General features: G+C 59.5%; 18 protein-coding genes. 7 read left to right on the top strand and 11 right to left on the bottom strand.

Going from position 1 to position 16,307, the window contains the following annotated elements; all coding sequences use genetic code 11:
* Positions 1 to 7: 7 nt before the first annotated feature.
* Entirely contained in the window at positions 8 to 1,195 is a 1,188-nt protein-coding gene (gene cfaB, locus AC0Z5Z_RS02735; RefSeq protein WP_485610662.1) for a C17 cyclopropane fatty acid synthase CfaB, read from the top strand.
* Positions 1,196 to 1,204: 9 nt separating this feature from the next.
* Here cfaB and cls read toward each other — a convergent pair whose 3' ends face one another.
* Positions 1,205 to 2,644: a cardiolipin synthase gene (gene cls / locus AC0Z5Z_RS02730; RefSeq protein WP_485610661.1), complete on the bottom strand. Its 1,440-nt coding sequence runs from the start codon at positions 2,642 to 2,644 to the stop codon at positions 1,205 to 1,207.
* Positions 2,645 to 2,775: 131 nt separating this feature from the next.
* Here cls and AC0Z5Z_RS02725 point away from each other — a divergent pair, with 131 nt between their 5' ends.
* Positions 2,776 to 3,294 carry a DUF3617 domain-containing protein gene (locus AC0Z5Z_RS02725; protein WP_016772436.1) on the top strand — a complete coding sequence of 173 codons (519 nt, stop codon included), beginning with the start codon at positions 2,776 to 2,778 and terminating at the stop codon, positions 3,292 to 3,294.
* A gap of 84 nt (positions 3,295 to 3,378) precedes the next feature.
* On the opposite strand, the gene AC0Z5Z_RS02720 is transcribed toward AC0Z5Z_RS02725, so the two are convergent.
* The 5 genes from AC0Z5Z_RS02720 to AC0Z5Z_RS02700 all read right to left on the bottom strand — a co-directional run bounded on the left by AC0Z5Z_RS02720 (position 3,379) and on the right by AC0Z5Z_RS02700 (position 7,118).
* Positions 3,379 to 4,254, bottom strand: coding sequence for a metal ABC transporter substrate-binding protein (locus AC0Z5Z_RS02720; protein WP_485610660.1), 876 nt, complete (start codon positions 4,252 to 4,254; stop codon positions 3,379 to 3,381).
* An 11-nt stretch (positions 4,255 to 4,265) separates the two neighbouring features.
* The gene (locus tag AC0Z5Z_RS02715) at positions 4,266 to 5,135 is read right to left on the bottom strand and encodes a metal ABC transporter permease (RefSeq protein ID WP_485610659.1); all 870 of its coding nucleotides are present in this window, start codon (positions 5,133 to 5,135) and stop codon (positions 4,266 to 4,268) included.
* Positions 5,135 to 5,803 carry a metal ABC transporter ATP-binding protein gene (locus AC0Z5Z_RS02710; protein ID WP_485610658.1) on the bottom strand — a complete coding sequence of 223 codons (669 nt, stop codon included), beginning with the start codon at positions 5,801 to 5,803 and terminating at the stop codon, positions 5,135 to 5,137. The genes AC0Z5Z_RS02715 and AC0Z5Z_RS02710 overlap by 1 nt, the downstream gene beginning before the upstream one ends.
* Positions 5,800 to 6,696 (bottom strand): GTP cyclohydrolase FolE2, encoded by an 897-nt coding sequence (gene folE2, locus AC0Z5Z_RS02705; RefSeq protein WP_460094455.1) that lies wholly within the window; start codon positions 6,694 to 6,696, stop codon positions 5,800 to 5,802. Before folE2 ends, AC0Z5Z_RS02710 begins: the two co-directional genes overlap by 4 nt.
* Positions 6,697 to 6,779: 83 nt before the next feature.
* The gene (locus AC0Z5Z_RS02700) at positions 6,780 to 7,118 is read right to left on the bottom strand and encodes a glutamine synthetase (protein ID WP_485610657.1); all 339 of its coding nucleotides are present in this window, start codon (positions 7,116 to 7,118) and stop codon (positions 6,780 to 6,782) included.
* 248 nt (positions 7,119 to 7,366) lie between these two features.
* Between AC0Z5Z_RS02700 and zigA the strand changes: the two genes are divergently transcribed.
* Both zigA and AC0Z5Z_RS02690 read left to right on the top strand, forming a co-directional pair.
* Positions 7,367 to 8,572 (top strand): zinc metallochaperone GTPase ZigA, encoded by a 1,206-nt coding sequence (gene zigA / locus AC0Z5Z_RS02695; protein WP_485610656.1) that lies wholly within the window; start codon positions 7,367 to 7,369, stop codon positions 8,570 to 8,572.
* Positions 8,572 to 9,222 (top strand): DUF1826 domain-containing protein, encoded by a 651-nt coding sequence (locus AC0Z5Z_RS02690; RefSeq protein WP_252877144.1) that lies wholly within the window; start codon positions 8,572 to 8,574, stop codon positions 9,220 to 9,222. Before zigA ends, AC0Z5Z_RS02690 begins: the two co-directional genes overlap by 1 nt.
* A 4-nt stretch (positions 9,223 to 9,226) precedes the next feature.
* On the opposite strand, the gene AC0Z5Z_RS02685 is transcribed toward AC0Z5Z_RS02690, so the two are convergent.
* A complete protein-coding gene (locus AC0Z5Z_RS02685) occupies positions 9,227 to 9,583 on the bottom strand; it encodes an NADH:ubiquinone oxidoreductase (RefSeq protein ID WP_310218653.1) in 357 nt (118 codons plus the stop codon).
* Between the two features lie 40 nt (positions 9,584 to 9,623).
* Here AC0Z5Z_RS02685 and AC0Z5Z_RS02680 point away from each other — a divergent pair, with 40 nt between their 5' ends.
* The gene (locus tag AC0Z5Z_RS02680) at positions 9,624 to 10,589 is read left to right on the top strand and encodes a CobW family GTP-binding protein (protein ID WP_485610655.1); all 966 of its coding nucleotides are present in this window, start codon (positions 9,624 to 9,626) and stop codon (positions 10,587 to 10,589) included.
* A gap of 6 nt (positions 10,590 to 10,595) precedes the next feature.
* On the opposite strand, the gene AC0Z5Z_RS02675 is transcribed toward AC0Z5Z_RS02680, so the two are convergent.
* Positions 10,596 to 11,009 (bottom strand): DUF3301 domain-containing protein, encoded by a 414-nt coding sequence (locus tag AC0Z5Z_RS02675; RefSeq protein WP_038861179.1) that lies wholly within the window; start codon positions 11,007 to 11,009, stop codon positions 10,596 to 10,598.
* A gap of 117 nt (positions 11,010 to 11,126) precedes the next feature.
* Here AC0Z5Z_RS02675 and pdxY point away from each other — a divergent pair, with 117 nt between their 5' ends.
* Entirely contained in the window at positions 11,127 to 11,999 is an 873-nt protein-coding gene (gene pdxY, locus AC0Z5Z_RS02670) for a pyridoxal kinase PdxY (protein WP_041476573.1), read from the top strand.
* A gap of 105 nt (positions 12,000 to 12,104) precedes the next feature.
* On the opposite strand, the gene AC0Z5Z_RS02665 is transcribed toward pdxY, so the two are convergent.
* Entirely contained in the window at positions 12,105 to 12,587 is a 483-nt protein-coding gene (locus AC0Z5Z_RS02665) for an acyl-CoA thioesterase (RefSeq protein WP_016772447.1), read from the bottom strand.
* A 278-nt stretch (positions 12,588 to 12,865) separates the two neighbouring features.
* Here AC0Z5Z_RS02665 and AC0Z5Z_RS02660 point away from each other — a divergent pair, with 278 nt between their 5' ends.
* Entirely contained in the window at positions 12,866 to 14,629 is a 1,764-nt protein-coding gene (locus tag AC0Z5Z_RS02660) for a cation:proton antiporter (protein WP_485610654.1), read from the top strand.
* Positions 14,630 to 14,650: 21 nt separating this feature from the next.
* On the opposite strand, the gene AC0Z5Z_RS02655 is transcribed toward AC0Z5Z_RS02660, so the two are convergent.
* Together AC0Z5Z_RS02655 and AC0Z5Z_RS02650 are read right to left on the bottom strand one after the other, a co-directional pair.
* Complete coding sequence (locus tag AC0Z5Z_RS02655; RefSeq protein ID WP_056790981.1) at positions 14,651 to 15,058, bottom strand: SMI1/KNR4 family protein; 408 nt, start codon at positions 15,056 to 15,058, stop codon at positions 14,651 to 14,653.
* Positions 15,059 to 15,193: 135 nt separating this feature from the next.
* A complete protein-coding gene (locus AC0Z5Z_RS02650) occupies positions 15,194 to 16,069 on the bottom strand; it encodes a Tim44 domain-containing protein (protein ID WP_016772449.1) in 876 nt (291 codons plus the stop codon).
* Between the last annotated feature and the right edge of the window lie 238 nt (positions 16,070 to 16,307).

The following is a 16,307-nucleotide window of genomic DNA, read 5'->3' as shown; positions in this document are numbered from 1 at the left end:
ATTTTCCATGCTTGCGCAACTTCCACCGGCCTTACAGAATCTGCAGTTACCGCTTCGCCTGCGACTCTGGGACGGCCACGAGTTCAATCTGGGGCCGGCGCCCAGCGTAACCATCGTGGTCAAGGACCCGCAGATGGTCACTCAATTCACCCACCCAAGCCTGGATGCGCTGGGTGCGGCGTTCGTCGAAGGCAAACTGGAACTGGAGGGCTCGATCAGCGAGGTCATCCGGGTTTGCGATGAGTTGAGCATTGCGCTGCTCGACGAAGACGAAGACAGTCAGCCGGTCCGCGCGCAACACGACAAGGACACCGACGCCAAAGCCATCTCCTATCATTACGACCTGTCGAATGCCTTTTATCAGCTGTGGCTGGACAGCGACATGGCGTATTCCTGTGCCTATTTCGAAACCGGCAGCGAAACCCTCGAACAGGCTCAGCAAGCCAAATTCCGCCATCTGTGCCGCAAGCTGCGCTTGCAGCCGGGCGAATATCTGCTGGATGTCGGTTGTGGTTGGGGCGGTCTGGCGCGGTATGCGGCGCGAGAGTTTGGCGTCAAAGTGTTTGGTATTACCTTGAGCAAGGAACAATTGGCCCTGGCGCAGGAGCGAGTCAAAGCCGAAGGGCTGGACGATCAGGTCGAACTGCAATTGCTCGACTATCGCGATTTGCCGCAAGACGGCCGCTTCGACAAGGTTGTCAGCGTCGGCATGTTCGAACATGTTGGTCATGCCAATCTCGCCGAGTATTGCGCAACGCTGTTTGGTGCGGTGAAGGAGGGCGGCCTGGTAATGAACCACGGCATTACCGCCAAGCACACCGATGGCCGCCCGGTTGGACGCGGCGCAGGCAACTTCATCGAAAAATACGTGTTTCCCAACGGCGAGTTACCGCACCTGGCGATGATCTCTGCCGAAATCAGTGAAGCGGGACTGGAAATTGTCGATGTCGAAAGCCTGCGCCTGCATTACGCGCGCACGCTCGATCACTGGAGCGAGCGACTGGAGGACAACCTCGAAGCTGCGGCGAAACTGGTGCCTGAGCAAGCACTGCGTATCTGGCGTCTGTATCTGGCCGGTTGCGCTTATGCCTTCGCGCGGGGTTGGATCAATCTGCATCAGATCCTCGCTGTGAAAGCGCATCCGGATGGCAGCCACGAACTGCCTTGGACCCGCGACGACATCTACCACCCCTGAAGCGGGGGCTCAGAGAATCGGCGAAATCAGCCGGGCGATCCGCATGCCGACCTGTTGCAGGCGGTGGATCTCCCGGCTTTCTTCTTTGGCCACCTCATCGGCCTGGGCGAAATCGTCATTGAGCATGTGTTCCACAGCAGCGGCGAACTCGCTGTCGACGGTCAGCAACATCACTTCGAAATTCAGGCGGAACGAGCGATTGTCCAGGTTGGCGCTGCCGATGGCGCTGATTTCGCTGTCGATCAACACCACTTTCTGGTGCAGAAAACCCGGTCGATAACGGAACACCCTAACGCCGGCCCGTACCGCTTCAAAGGCATACAGGCTTGAGGCGGCGTAGACAATGCGGTGATCAGGCCGTGACGGCAACAGCAGGCGCACATCGACACCACGCAATACCGCCAGCCTCAATGCCGCGAATACCGCTTCGTCCGGGACAAAGTACGGGCTGGTGATCCATACGCGTTGCGTTGCTGCGTGGATGGCTTCGACGAAAAACAGCGAGCAGGTTTCGTAGGCATCCGCCGGGCCGCTGGCAAGCAATTGGCAAAGCACGCCATCCTCCGGGTACGTATCCGGCAGGATCAACGGCGGCAGAGTGCGAGCAGCCCAGAACCAGTCTTCCGCGAACGATTCCTGCATGCAGGCCACCACCGGCCCGCGGACTTTGACGTGGGTGTCACGCCATGGCGCCAATGGTGGCTTCTCACCCATGTATTCATCGCCGACGTTATGCCCGCCGACAAAGCCGACTACGCCATCGACCACAACGATTTTGCGGTGGTTGCGGAAGTTGACCTGAAAGCGGTTGAGCCAGCCGCTGCGCGTGGCAAAGGCTTTGACCTCGACGCCGGCATCACGCAGCGCCTGCACGTAATGATGGGGCAGGGCATGGCTGCCGATGCGGTCGTAAAGCAAATGAATTGATACGCCTTCGGCGGCTTTCTTCAACAGCAAATCACGCAAGCGCTGGCCGAGCCGGTCGTCGTGAATGATGAAGAACTGGATCAGCACGGCTTCCTCCGCTTGTGCGATCGCCTGAAAAATCGCCTCGAAGGTCGCGGTGCCGTTCACCAGCAGTTGCACCTCGTTGTTCGCCAGACACGGCATGCGCCCCAGTTTCGGCATCGCGCGCAGTGAGGCGTAGGCACTCGAAGCGCGAGCGGCCAGGGCTTCCTCCACCCACGGACGCCAGTTCAGTTCGGAAATGGCCAGGCGCATCTGCTCGTTGGCCTGGCGCCGGGCCTTGATGTAGCCATCGAAGGTGCTGCGACCAAATACCAGATACGGAATAAGCGTGAAGTAGGGAATGAAGATCAACGACAATGCCCAGGCGATCGAGCCTTGCGCTGTGCGCACGGTGAGCACCGCATGGATCGCCGCGATCGAACCGAGTGTGTGCAACAGGGCGATCAGGTAACCGAAAATGTGCGGTCCGAAAAAATCCATGGGGCAGCCTTGCTCCGCGAGATGCAATGCTTAACAGACCATGTTCTGCGGCGAATGTCTCTATTTAATCGGCGCATGAACCGACACAATCGGCCGGCGTCTAACGGCCACAACTGATCAGGAGTTACTCGATGAACGTTCGTCTGCTGGGTTTGGCGCTGGGCCTGGGTTTGGCATTACCGGTGGTTGCGCAGGCACAAATGCTGCAGCCGGGGTTGTGGGAAATGTCTTCGAGCAATCTGAAGGTCGATGATCAGGCCATGGACGTGCAATCGATCCTTGGCCAGATTCAAGGCCAGATCACCCCGCAGCAGCGCGCTGCGCTCGAGAAAAACGGCATCAATATTGGCGGCAAGGGGATCCGTGCCTGCCTGACGCCGCAGCAGGTGGCAACCAACGATATCCCGCTGGCCGATCCGCAATCGGGCTGCAAACAGCAGATCACCGAGCGCACCGGCAACCAGTGGAAATTCCGCTTCAGCTGCCCGAAAGCCCAAGGCACCGGCGTGGCAACATTCCTCAGTGACCGCGAATTCACCACCGTCGCCAATGGCACCTTCAACGCTATCGGCATCAACCAGAAGGGCAGCCTGGAAACCCGGGCAGTCTGGCTGGGTCAGGATTGCGGCACGGTAAAACCCCGCGCTTAAAACCTTCGCAGCGCTCCACAGTTGGAACCCATTCCAACTGTGGGAGCGAGCCTGCTCGCGAGTAGATCGGAAGTTCGCCTCAAGTCATGGCTGACTCAACGCCTTGTACAACGTATTGAGGTTGTATTCGAACAGCCCGGTAAAGGTGCTCGCCGGTCCACTCGCCGCCAGCGCATCCGAGTACAGCGTGCCGCCGATGTGTGCGCCGCTTTCATCCGCGATCTGCTTGAGCAGACGCGCGTCCTTGATGTTCTCCATGAACACCGCTTTGACCTTCGCCTGGCGAATCTGCGTGATCAGCGCAGCGACTTCGGCGGCAGAGGGTTCGCGTTCGGTGGACAAACCCTGTGGCGCGATAAAGTCGATGCCATAGGCCTGACCCAGATAGCCAAAGGCATCGTGGCTGGTGACGATCTTGCGATTACCCGGCGGCAGCGCGCCGAGTTTGTTTTTGGCTTCGGCGAGCAGGGCATAGATCTGCTTGAGGTAGGTCTGGCTGTTGCGATCGTAGTCAGGCTTGTTGGCCGGGTCGGCGGCGATCAGCGCCTTGGTGATGTTGGCGACGTACAACTCAGCGTTCGCCAGATTGTGCCAGGCGTGTGGATCCGCAACAGTCTCGCCGTCTTCATCGAGCGAACGTGGAATCACCCCGCGACTGGCGCTGATCACCGTCGCCTTGCTGTCGGTGCTGGTCACCAGGCGATCCAGCCAAGGCTCGAAACCGAGGCCGTTCTTGATGATCACTTTGGCTTTGAGCAATGCCTTGGCATCGTCCGGTGTTGGCTCGTAGGTGTGCGCATCGGCATCTGCGCCGACCATGTTGGTGATCTCAACGTGTTCGCCGCCGACCTGATGAACCATGTCGGCAAGGATGCTGAAGCTGGTAACCACCGGCAGTTTTTCGGCAGCCGACAGTGACATCGACAGCATCAGGCTGAACAGCACGAGTAGAGCGCGCATCGGGAAACACCTCATTGGGATGTGAGCAAAGGCGGGCGGCGCAGCAAACCGTGAACCGGTCCAAACACCACCGACAGCAGATAGCCGGCCCCGGCAACCAGGACGATGGCCGGGCCGCTGGGCAGCGAGTAATAGAACGACAGCAGCAAACCGAGCCACACCGACACGCAGCCCATGACGGCGGCGACGGCAATCAGTATTGGCAGACGGCGACTCCAGAATCTCGACGCGGCAGCCGGAAGCATCATCAGCCCGACTACCATCAGTGCGCCGATGGCCTGAAAGCCGATCACCAGATTCAGCACGACCAGGGTCAGGAACACGCCATGAGCCAGTGGCCCGAGACGACTGACCGTGCGCAAGAACAGCGGGTCGAGTGTGTCCAACAGCAGGGGTCTGTAGATCGCGGCCATAGCCATGAGGCTGATGGCCGAGACCCAAAGCATGCCGGTCAGCGTCGGTCCATCCACGGCTAGCGCCGAACCGAACAGCAAGTGCAGAAGGTTGAGGCGCTTGCCGGCAATACCGAGAATCAGCACGCCGCTGGCGAGTGAAATCGGATAGATCGCGGCGAGACTGGCGTCCTCGCGCAAACCCGTACGCCGGGTTATCCAGGCTGCAAGTCCGGCCATACTCAGGCCGGCGCCGAGGCCGCCGAGCGTCAGGGCAGGAAGGCTCAAACCGGCAAACCAGAATCCCAGCGCTGCACCAGGGAGAATGCCGTGGGCGACAGCGTCGCCGATCAGGCTCATCCGTCTGAGAATCAGAAACACGCCCAAGGGCGCCGTGCTGCACGCCAACACCAGGCCGCCTAGCAAGGCCCGGCGCATGAACACAAACTCGCTGAACGGCTGCCAGAAATGGCTGACGGTGGCGAGCATCAGGCGACCTGCATGTGCGGTGTCGGCTGGATCAGTTCTCGGCTGGTTCCGTACACGCAGTGGCCGTTTTTGATCAGCAGCGTATGCGGAACATGTTCTCGTACCGCCGCCAGGTCATGGCAGACCACGACCAGTGTCCGGCCCTCGGCGTGCCAGTGGTGAATGTGTTGCCAGAGCAATTGCTGGCCGAGTTCGTCGAGTGCGGCGTGAGGTTCATCGAGCAACAGCACCGGGGCGTCAGCGAGGCTCAGTCGTGCGAGCAGGGCGCGTTGTAGCTCACCGCCGGACAGGGCCATCAACGGACGCTGTTCGAGTCCACTCAAGTGCCAGTCTTCCAATGCGTTTTTCAGTCGCTGCGTGCGCAGTTGCGTCGACAGCCGGCGGCCCCAGAAACCTGCGGCGATGAGTTCTTCCAGGCTTATTGGAAATTGCCGATCCAAGTGCTGCTGTTGCGGCAGAAAGGAAATTCCGCTTTGGCGTGGAACAGCCATTTCCACTTTGCCAGCGAGAGGCTTCTGCAATCCGGCGATGACCTTTAGCAGGCTGCTTTTGCCGCAGCCGTTGGCGCCGATGATGGCGGTCAGGCTGGCGCTCTCGAACTCAAGACTCAGAGGCGTCGTCAGCGGTTGGCCGGGAGCGCCCCAGACCAGCGATTGGCAGCGGATCATTGCTGCTCCCGGTGCCAGCTGCTTTCGGCGACGGCATCATGGGCATGCAGGCTTTCGGCGTGGATCACGCGGATATGCAATTGTTTGATGCCGGGCGTGCGCTGCAGTGCCAGATTGAGGCGGCGCGCGGCGTCTTCGCAGAACATCAGGTTTTGCCCATTGGCGAGAGCGAACGCTTGCTCGTCGGGGCGCTTTACTGCGGTCTGCACGGCTGTGCCGAGGGCTGCTTCAGCGTCATCGATGATCGCTGTCAGCGGTAGCTCGTCGATGAAATTGTCGAGATGCAGGTGCAGTTGCGCATAGCTACGTTGGCTGTGCGGCGTCGCTACGATCCCTTTGGTTGAGCCAAGCCATGCCAAAACATCTGCGTGTTGCAGAGCCTTGTTGGCGAAATCGTCGACGAATTGCTGCTGGATCAATTGCCTTGCCAAGGCTGCCGAGCAGGGGCATGTCGAGGAATAGGGCACCTCGAGTTTTAGTTCCACGTGGAACATTTGCTGTTTCAGGCTTGCTGAAATGGTTGTCGGATAGGATTTCCAGCCGGCTAGGGGGCTGACTAACGCCGGCCGTTTCAGCAATAAGTCGGTGTGAATGTTCAGATATGCGCAGGCGGATAGACCTTGGTGACTTATCAGAAAACCCTTGAGTACCTGATGCAGCAGAGCGGGAGAAAGGCTTCGCTGTTCGAGGGCTTCGAGTGCCAGATACAAGCGCGACATGTGAATACCACGCGCTTCACCATCATCGAGACTCACGCCAGCGTCGACTCTGGCGCTGAGGCGTTGGCTTTCGAGCACAACGGGTAGGGCAATCCCACGCATGCCTACCCAATCGAGTGGCAGTGCCTGGCGCGCAGATTGGGCGGCAATATCCGGGAGAGTAAGAGCATTCATGGTTGAGACCGTCGTATTGATCTCTATTTACGTTACATTATAACAATCCATTCAGCGATGCTTTTTTCATGAAAAGGTTTTCACTAGCAGCCCGTCATCCGGCTGCAAGTGAATCTGGCGCTGCTCCCTCCCGAGCTGGAAAAACGGTTGATGGTCGTCCAGCCGACACCACGGGTGTAGCCAACCCAAGCCTCGCCATCGGAGGCGATGCCGGTAAAGAAGGTTAATTGGCCGAAGCGGCTGTTGGTTTGCGCCCAATAGCGATGGCCGTCCTTCTCGAATCCGCGCAGGTAAAGCGTGGTGCCGACCGTATTGACGCTATAGGCATTGCCGTCGGCGTCTACACATGCCAGCAAATTAGCGCTGCGCGTGCAGTGCGCGAGCGCCGGCATTTGCGCTTGGGCTTGGCCGGCCAGCGACATAGCGCAGCTCAAAAGCAGGTATTTCAACCCATTGTTAATTGCGAGTTTCCACGATCGGTGGTGCGGCAATTTGCGAAATCTCCTGCGTCGGACTGGCAAGCTCAAGTTGTTATACTATAACATAAGCTGCCACCAACCTGAGCTGCCGATCACAATCGCTTGCCTTCATTGTCCCGAGTAAATGGAGCGCAACACGCCAAGCGCACACCTCAAAGCGCAAATCGGCTGCCATTTATGAGGATTATCCAATGTCAGCCAAATTGCCCGTCACCGTACTTTCAGGATTTCTCGGCGCCGGAAAAAGTACACTTTTGAATTACGTACTACGTAACCGAGACGGCTTGCGCGTTGCGGTGATCGTTAACGACATGAGCGAGATCAACATCGATGGCAGTGAAGTCCAGCGTGATGTCAGCCTGAACCGCGCTGAGGAAAAACTCATCGAAATGAGCAATGGCTGTATCTGCTGTACGTTACGTGAAGACCTCCTTGAAGAAGTCAGCAAACTCGCTCGCGAGGATCGTTTCGATTACCTGCTGATCGAATCAACCGGCATTTCCGAACCGCTTCCGGTCGCTGAAACCTTCACCTTCCGCGATGAACAAGGGCAAAGCCTCGCCGACATCGCGCACCTGGACACCATGGTCACGGTCGTCGACGGCGTGAATTTCCTGCTCGATTACCAGGCGGCCGAAAGCCTTGCCTCTCGCGGCGAGATTCTCGGTGAAGAAGACGAGCGCTCCATCACCGATCTGTTGATCGAGCAGATCGAGTTCGCCGACGTCCTGCTGATCAGCAAAATCGACCTGATCAGCCAGCACGAGCGCGAAGAACTTACCGCGATCCTCAAGCGCCTCAATGCCCAGGCTGAAATCATTCCAATGGTGATGGGCGAAATCCCCCTGGAGAAAATCCTCAACACCGGTCGTTTCGATTTCGAGAAAGCCGCACAAGCCCCGGGATGGCTGCAGGAATTGCGCGGTGAGCACGTCCCGGAAACACAGGAATACGGCATCGCCTCGACGGCCTACCGCGCGCGCCGGCCATTCCACCCGCAACGCTTCTTCAGCTTCATTGATCGGCCTTGGCTGAACGGCAAGCTGCTGCGCTCCAAAGGCTTCTTCTGGCTCGCCAGCAAACCCACCGACGCCGGTAGCTGGTCGCAGGCCGGTGGTTTGATGCGGCATGGATTCGCCGGGCGCTGGTGGCGTTTCGTAGCAAAGAATCAATGGCCCGAAGATCAGGAAAGCGTGCAGGCGATCATGGAAAACTGGACTCCAAGCGTAGGAGATTGCCGCCAGGAGCTGGTTTTCATCGGTCAGAACATAGATTTCCTACAACTGACCGCCGAACTCGATGCCTGCCTTTTGACCGACGAAGAAATGGCCATGGGTGTAGAAGGCTGGCGTTCGCTACCTGATCCATTCGGCCCTTGGCAAGAAGAGGCCGCCTGATGCTCGCACTCAAGGATCAGCCGCTTCTTACCCGTCAGCAGCACCAGGGTGTGACACCGCAAACGTTGACGCGAATCCTGGACGACCAGACCAATCTCGCCGTCTGGCAACGCCAGCTACCCGTGCACATCGCCGATTTTGCGCAATTGGTGCTGTCGCTCAACGAGCCCTTGGCCGAGTCGCTGTGTCTGGAATTGCCCGACGAAGATGCCGAACCGGATCTCGCCGGTCTGGCTGCAGGGCTGCGTGATCTGCACGGTTTCGAAGGTTTCATCAGCGACCTCAAATGGCTGATCAGTGCCTTCACCTGCCTGCTGGGCGCGCGGCGTATTGGCGTGCGTTTGCGCGTGCTGGACAAGGCCATGTGTCCGCGTTTCCACGTCGATCACGTGCCGGTGCGCCTGATCACTACTTACGCTGGCATCGGCAGCCAATGGCTTGAGGAGGGTGCGATGGACCGCGCGCAACTTGGCCAGGCCGATGCCGAACCGCAAGATCCAGCGTCGATTCGCCAGCTCAACAGCGGCGACGTCGCGCTGCTCAAAGGCGAAAAGTGGCACGGCAATGAAGGCTTCGGCCTGATCCATCGTTCGCCGCAACCGGCACCCGGTGAGCGCCGTCTGTTGCTGACCCTCGACTGGCTCGGCTGACACATCAGGGCTTGCGCCAGACGCCCTGGCTCTGGCCTTCGCAATATGGCTTGAGATACGCCGTATCGGTGGCCACGCCGTAATAGTGGATATCCTGGCGATAGGGCATATTGGCGACTTGCGCGTTGCTGCACACGCCGAAAGCGCCGCTCGGGCACTGGTCGACGTATTCCACCTCGACCTTCTGCCCGGCCAGCGTCGGTTGGCAGAAGCCGTCATTGAACAATTTCTGCGGAATCGTCCGGTTCTGCTGACAGACTTTGACGTCGAGCCGTTCGCCCTGTGTGTGCACCACGCAGGCCTGAGCCCACGCTTCACTCGACAGCAGCGCCAACAGCAACGACCATCCCGACCAGCGCATCTTCGATCTCCTCAATAACTGTCCGCAGAAAGTACCCGCCATGTTGCAGAACATTCCGACCCACGTCATCGCCGGCCCGTTGGGCGCCGGCAAGACCAGCCTGATTCGCCAGTTGCTGGCGCAACGGCCGGCGGACGAACGCTGGGCGGTACTGATCAACGAGTTCGGCCAGATTGGTCTGGACGCCGCGTTGCTGACTCGCGACGACGATGGTATCGCACTGGGTGAGGTGGCCGGGGGCTGCCTGTGTTGCGTCAATGGCGCGCCATTCCAGATCGGCCTTGGCCGCCTGCTGCGCAAGGCCAGGCCGGATCGACTGTTTATCGAGCCATCCGGGCTGGGCCATCCGGCGCAATTGCTCAAGCAACTTAACGAGGCGCCGTGGCTGGGCGTGCTGGCGGTTCAGCCCTGTGTTCTGGTTTTGGACGCTCAGGCATTGCACGCAGGTAGAGCCTTGCCGGACGCCCAGCAGCAAGCGTTGGCCAGCGCGGGGTTGTTGCTGTTGAACAAGGCGGAAGATCTCGATGAAACAGCTCGAGACAGAATCGCCAGCCAGTTGCCGCCCGTCAGGCTGATCTGGACGCAGCAAGCCCAGCTGCCTCTGAGCGAGCTTCCGGGGCTGGCAGTAAAAGCGAACGAAGGCGCAGGGCATCTGCCGCTGCCCACTGGATTGGCACAGCTGCCAGCGCTCTGGAGCGATCCGGCCGAACCGATTTGCCTGAGTCAGGCGCAGGAGGGTGGGTGGAGCATCGGTTGGCGCTGGCATCCGCAGCAGGTATTTGATCAAGCACGCATCGCCTATTGGCTGAGCGCGCTCGACTGGAAGCGGGCGAAACTGGTTATCCACAGCACGGATGGCTGGGTTTCGGGCAATGCCCTGGAGCATGCCGAGCTGAGTTGGCAAGCCAGCGAATGGCGAAAAGACTCAAGAATCGAGCTGATCTTCGCTGAACCGCAGAACATCGAACAGCTGCAAGCCGGTTTGGCTGAATGCCGGATTCAGTGAGTCAGCTCAAGGCTTCCACTTGGTATGTTCCTGGCGCCACTGGCTCAGCTCGATGACTTCTGCGCGAGGCTTGTGCACTTCGACCACCGGCGGCGTGTCGTCGAACGGCGCCGGGTAGGGCGCCAGTTCAATCTGCGCACTGTGCGCGCCGAACTGGGTGACGGTGCCGTTGTGGCGGCTTTCACCAGTCACGGTGAACTCGAAGTTGTAGACCCGCGCCAGTCGTCGGCGACCGTTGGCATCCCTGATCAGCCCGATCTTTTTCAGCGCGACGTTACCGTCCAGCAGCTCGACGCCGACATTGGTGCAATGCTGTTTGACCCGTTCCAGTGCACGCTCGCGCAAGCCGTGGTTGTGCCATAGCCAGGCACCAGCGGCGGCGAACAGCATCAGCACGAAGATGTTTTCCAGGGTCAGCATCGACATCGAACTCCAAAAGATGGCGTCAGCTTAACTGTCTCGCCGGTCTGTCGTACAGGCTGTGTTTCGTCGCATACTGCGCGGCTTGAATTTCAATCGTTTTACGGAATGACCCGAATGAAACGTACGCCTCATCTGCTCGCCATCCAGTCCCACGTGGTGTTTGGCCACGCCGGCAACAGCGCTGCGGTTTTTCCGATGCAGCGGGTCGGGGTCAACGTCTGGCCGCTCAACACCGTGCAGTTTTCCAACCACACCCAGTATGGTCAGTGGGCCGGTGAAGTGCTGGCACCGCAGCAGATTCCCGAGCTGATCGAAGGCATCGCTGCGATTGGCGAGCTGGGCAATTGCGACGCGGTGCTGTCCGGCTATCTCGGTAGCGCCGCGCAGGGCCGGGCGATTCTCAGCGGTGTGGCGCGGATCAAAGCGGTCAATCCAAAGATGCTGTATCTGTGTGATCCGGTGATGGGCCATCCGGAGAAAGGCTGCAGCGTGCCCACCGAGGTCAGCGATTTCCTTCTCGATGAAGCGGCTGCCGTGGCGGACATCATGTGCCCGAACCAGTTGGAGCTGGACAGTTTTTCCGGGCGCAAGCCGCAGTCGCTGTTCGATTGCCTGGCGATGGCACGGGCGCTGCTGGCGCGCGGACCGAAAGCGGTACTGGTCAAGCATCTGGATTATCCGGGCAAACCGGCGGATGGCTTCGAAATGTTGTTGGTGACGGCTGAGGGCAGTTGGCATTTGCGCCGTCCCTTGCTGGCGTTTCCGCGTCAGCCGGTGGGGGTGGGCGATCTGACATCCGGCCTGTTCCTGGCGCGGGTACTGCTGGGCGACACGCTGTTGGCGGCATTCGAATTCACCGCAGCGGCAGTGCATGAGGTGTTGCTGGAAACCCAGGCGTGCGCCAGTTACGAGCTGCAACTTGTGCGGGCGCAGGATCGCATTGCGCATCCGCGGGTGAAATTCGAGGCTACCGCGATCAGTCTGTAATCTCGTCGTTGTTCAAAAAAGATCGCAGCCTTCTGCAGCTCCTACATGGGTTTGCATTCCAAAATGTAGGAGCTGCCGAAGGCTGCGATCTTTTGCTTTTTGGTCTCAGGCGTCGCCCTTGATCTCCTGATAACGCTTCTCCAGCTCCTGACGAATCTGCCGGCGCTGCTGCGCCTGCATGAAGCGGCGTTTGTCTTCGCTGTTCTGCGGTTGCAACGGCGGCACGGCGGCCGGTTTGCGCTGATCATCCACCGCGACCATGGTGAAGAAGCAGCTGTTGGTGTGGCGCACCGAGCGTTCGCGGATGTTTTCGGTGACCACTTTGATGCCAACTTCCATCGACGTGTTGCCGGTGTAGTTGACCGAGGCGAGGAACGTCACCAGTTCGCCGACATGAATCGGCTCGCGGAAAATCACCTGATCCACCGACAGGGTCACCACGTAGCGCCCGGCATAACGGCTGGCGCAGGCGTAGGCCACTTCGTCGAGGTATTTGAGCAGGGTGCCGCCGTGGACATTGCCAGAGAAGTTGGCCATGTCGGGGGTCATCAGTACCGTCATCGACAGCTGGGCGTTTCCGGGTTCCATAACGTTCTCACGGATCAAGGCTGATTGCAGGAAGCGCCTCTGCGGGCACCTGGTGGCTTTTCAAGAAGCACCGTTATCGGGACGCCGCGCGGCGGGCCGCCGTCACGCCGGTAGCGATCTGTTTCCATATATTGCACCGGCTTCCAGAGCGAAGTCGCGGTGTTAACCTGCAAAAGCCCTGCCCAAGGGCAATTCCTACATTAAAAGCGGATTTTTACCCTGCTCGCGCAGAACGTCTGACGTCTGTCCGCGCGCCTCGTCATCAAGGAGCCCACGCCATGCATGCCATCAGTTTCATTCAGGATCTGGCAGTGATCATGCTGGTCGCGGGCGTGGTAACCGTACTGTTTCATCGTTTCAAACAACCGGTGGTGCTCGGCTACATCGTCGCCGGCTTCATCATCGGCCCGCATACGCCGCCGTTCGGCCTGATTCACGACGAAGAAACCATCAAGACCCTGGCCGAACTCGGGGTGATCTTCCTGATGTTCTGCCTTGGTCTGGAGTTCAGCCTGCGCAAGCTGTTCAAGGTCGGCGCCACGGCGTTCATTGCCGCGTTTCTCGAAATCATCCTGATGATCTGGATCGGCTACGAAATCGGCCGCTGGTTCGACTGGAACACCATGGATTCGTTGTTCCTCGGCGCGATTCTGGCGATCTCCTCAACCACCATCATCGTCAAAGCGCTGAATGACCTGAAGATGAAGAACGAGCGCTTTGCGCAGTTGATCTTCGGTGTACTGATTGTCGAGGACATCCTTGGCATTGGCATCATTGCGTTGCTGTCGAGCATCGCCGTCAGCGGCACGGTGAGCTCGGGGGAAGTGTTTTCCACGGTCGGCAAGCTGTCGCTGTTCATGATCGTCGCGCTGGTCATCGGCATTCTGTTGGTGCCGCGTCTGCTGGCTTATGTGGCGAAATTCGAAAGCAACGAGATGCTGCTGATCACCGTGCTCGGCCTGTGTTTCGGCTTCTGCCTCCTTGTGGTCAAGCTCGAATACAGCATGGTTCTCGGGGCTTTCCTGATCGGTGCGATCATGGCCGAGTCGAAGCAGTTGTTGAAAATCGAGCAGTTGGTCGAGCCGGTTCGCGACTTGTTCAGTGCGATCTTTTTTGTCGCCATCGGCTTGATGCTCGACCCGCTGATTCTCATCGAATACGCCTGGCCGATCGCGGTGATCACCGTGGCCGTGGTGCTGGGCAAGATGTTGTCCTGCGGCCTCGGTGCGTTTATCGCTGGCAACGACGGACGGACCTCACTGCGGGTCGGCATGGGTCTGTCACAGATTGGCGAATTTTCCTTCATCATCGCCGCGCTGGGCATGACCTTGCAGGTGACCAGCAACTTCCTCTACCCGGTCGCTGTAGCCGTGTCGGTGATCACCACGCTGCTGACGCCGTACCTGATTCGCGCGGCAGATCCGTTGTCGATCAAGCTCTCGGCCGCCGTGCCCAAGCGTCTCGGGCGTGTACTCGGCATGTATGGCGAATGGTTGCGCAGCATCCAGCCGCAAGGTGAGGGCGCGCTACTGGCGTCGATGATCCGACGGATCCTGTTGCAGGTCGGGGTCAATCTGGCGCTGGTGATTGCGATCTTCTTTGCCGGCGCATATTTCGCCGAGCGCATTTCGTTGTGGCTGCAGGACTGGATCAGCGATCCGAGCTGGCAGAAGGCACTGATCTGGGGCGGGGCGTTGCTGGTCTCGCTACCGTTCCTGATTGCCGCTTATCGCAAGCTCAAGGCGCTGTCGATGCTGCTGGCGGAGATGGGCGTCAAGCCGGAGATGGCCGGGCGTCACACGCAGCGAGTGCGCCGGGTGATCGCCGAAGTGATCCCGATTCTCTCGCTGCTGGTGATTTTCCTGCTGTTGGCAGCCTTGTCGGCCAGTATCCTGCCGACCAACAAGCTGCTGGTGCTGATCGCCGTCGTCGCGGCCGCCGTTGCGGCGCTGCTCTGGCGCTGGTTCATCCGCGTGCATACGCGGATGCAGGTGGCCTTGCTGGAAACCCTCGACAACCATAAGGAATCGTCGGGGCATTGACCCACAGGGGCGTTTGGCGGCTCAGCTTTCCAGCCAGACGTCCCGCGCCCAGTGCCACACCGATTCCCAGGTTTCTTCAGCAATCAGTTCTTCTTCGGCCTGCCACAGCACCACGGTGCCGTCTTCTTCGACACAGTAGTAGTCATCGCCGTCCTGACAGATCGGGATCAAGCTGCGATCAACACCCGCGTCCCATGCATTGGCCGCCACGTCCGGCAGATAGGTGCGCGATTGCGGATCAGTGACGGTCACCGGCTCGAGGCTGCCATAGACCACATCGCTGACGGTCAGCAAAAATTCTTTGAAGACGAACGGAATGTCGATGAACAGTTGTTCTTCGATTTCCACCAGCAGGTCTTCGTCAGGCAATTCCAAAGGAACCGGTACGGGTTCGTTGGCTTCGCGCAGTTGTTCGATGATTTCTTCCACGTCCGGGATCCTCTTGCTGAATGGCGCGGTTTATATGGGCCGGTTTATACAGTAGCTCGCCATAGATGCAACCGTGAAATGAAAAACCCCGGCCGAGGCCGGGGTTCTGTTACCGCAAGTGAAGCGCAGCAGGGATCAGCCGTTCTGGCGGATACCGGCGACCAGCCAAGGCTGGTTGTCGCCCTGCGGACGTTCCATGTTCCAGCTTTCGCTGAAGACTTCGCCCTGGTCGAAACGCGAGGTTTTCGACACGCCGGTGAAGGTCAGGGTGGCGATGGTCTTGTCGGCACGATCGTCGACGCCGTCCAGCTGCACCTGCAGGTTGTCGATGTAGGTCGACTGGAAGCCATCGCCCAGATCCGCACGCTCACGCTTGAGGAACTCAAGCATTTGCGGGGTCACGAACTCGGCGATCTTGTCCATTTCGTTGGCGTCCCAGTGCTGCTGCAGCGACTGGAAGTGGCTACGCGCAGCTTCAAGGAAGCGCTCTTCGTTGAACCAGGCCGGTGCGTTGATCACTGGACGGGCGGCAGCCGGAGCAGCCGAACCACCGAAGATCGAACCCATGGCGGCAGGTTTCTGCTCGAACACTTCACGCTGCATCGGCGCGCCGGCCGGAGCGAATTGCTCCTGCTGCTTGCGACGACGGGCGGCGATGAAGCGGAAGATCACGAACGCGATCAGGGCCATGATCAGGATGTCGAAGATCTGCATGCCCTGGAAACCGTCGCCCATGAACATCGACGCGAGCAGGCCACCGGCGGCGATGCCCGCCAATGGGCCGAGCCAGCGCGAAGCACCGCCGGCCTTGGCCGCGGCGCCAGCAGCACCGGCAGCGCCAGCGGTCGCTGCTGCGCCGCCCACGCCTGGAGAAGAGGGAGCCATCTGGCTGGTCTGGTGCGTCGGCGCAGCGCCGGCGCTTTTGCCACCACCAAAGCGCTTGGCGTTGGCGTCGAGGCTCATCGTCAGGCCGATGCACAACGCCATGGCGATGCTAAGAAAACGTTTCATAAAGGGTATTCCCGTTTTGTGGAGACACGCGCGCCATGTTGCACAGCTGAAGTGTTACTGGCTAGCGAGAGAGTGTTTCGGGCTTTTGCCTGACAGGTTGCGTTCAGCTTGGCGAGGCAATCAGCCGATGTACTTTTGTCTGTAGGAAAAGGCGATAGGTTCAGAGGGATTGATGCACTTGCGTCGCATAACCTGTGGGAGCGAGCCTGCTCGCGAAGGTGTCGTGTCAGGCAAATGA

It is taken from the genome of Pseudomonas sp. 1L-E-NC-VB-C3, from assembly GCF_057291535.1.
This window is presented reverse-complemented; position numbering and strand designations above follow the sequence as displayed.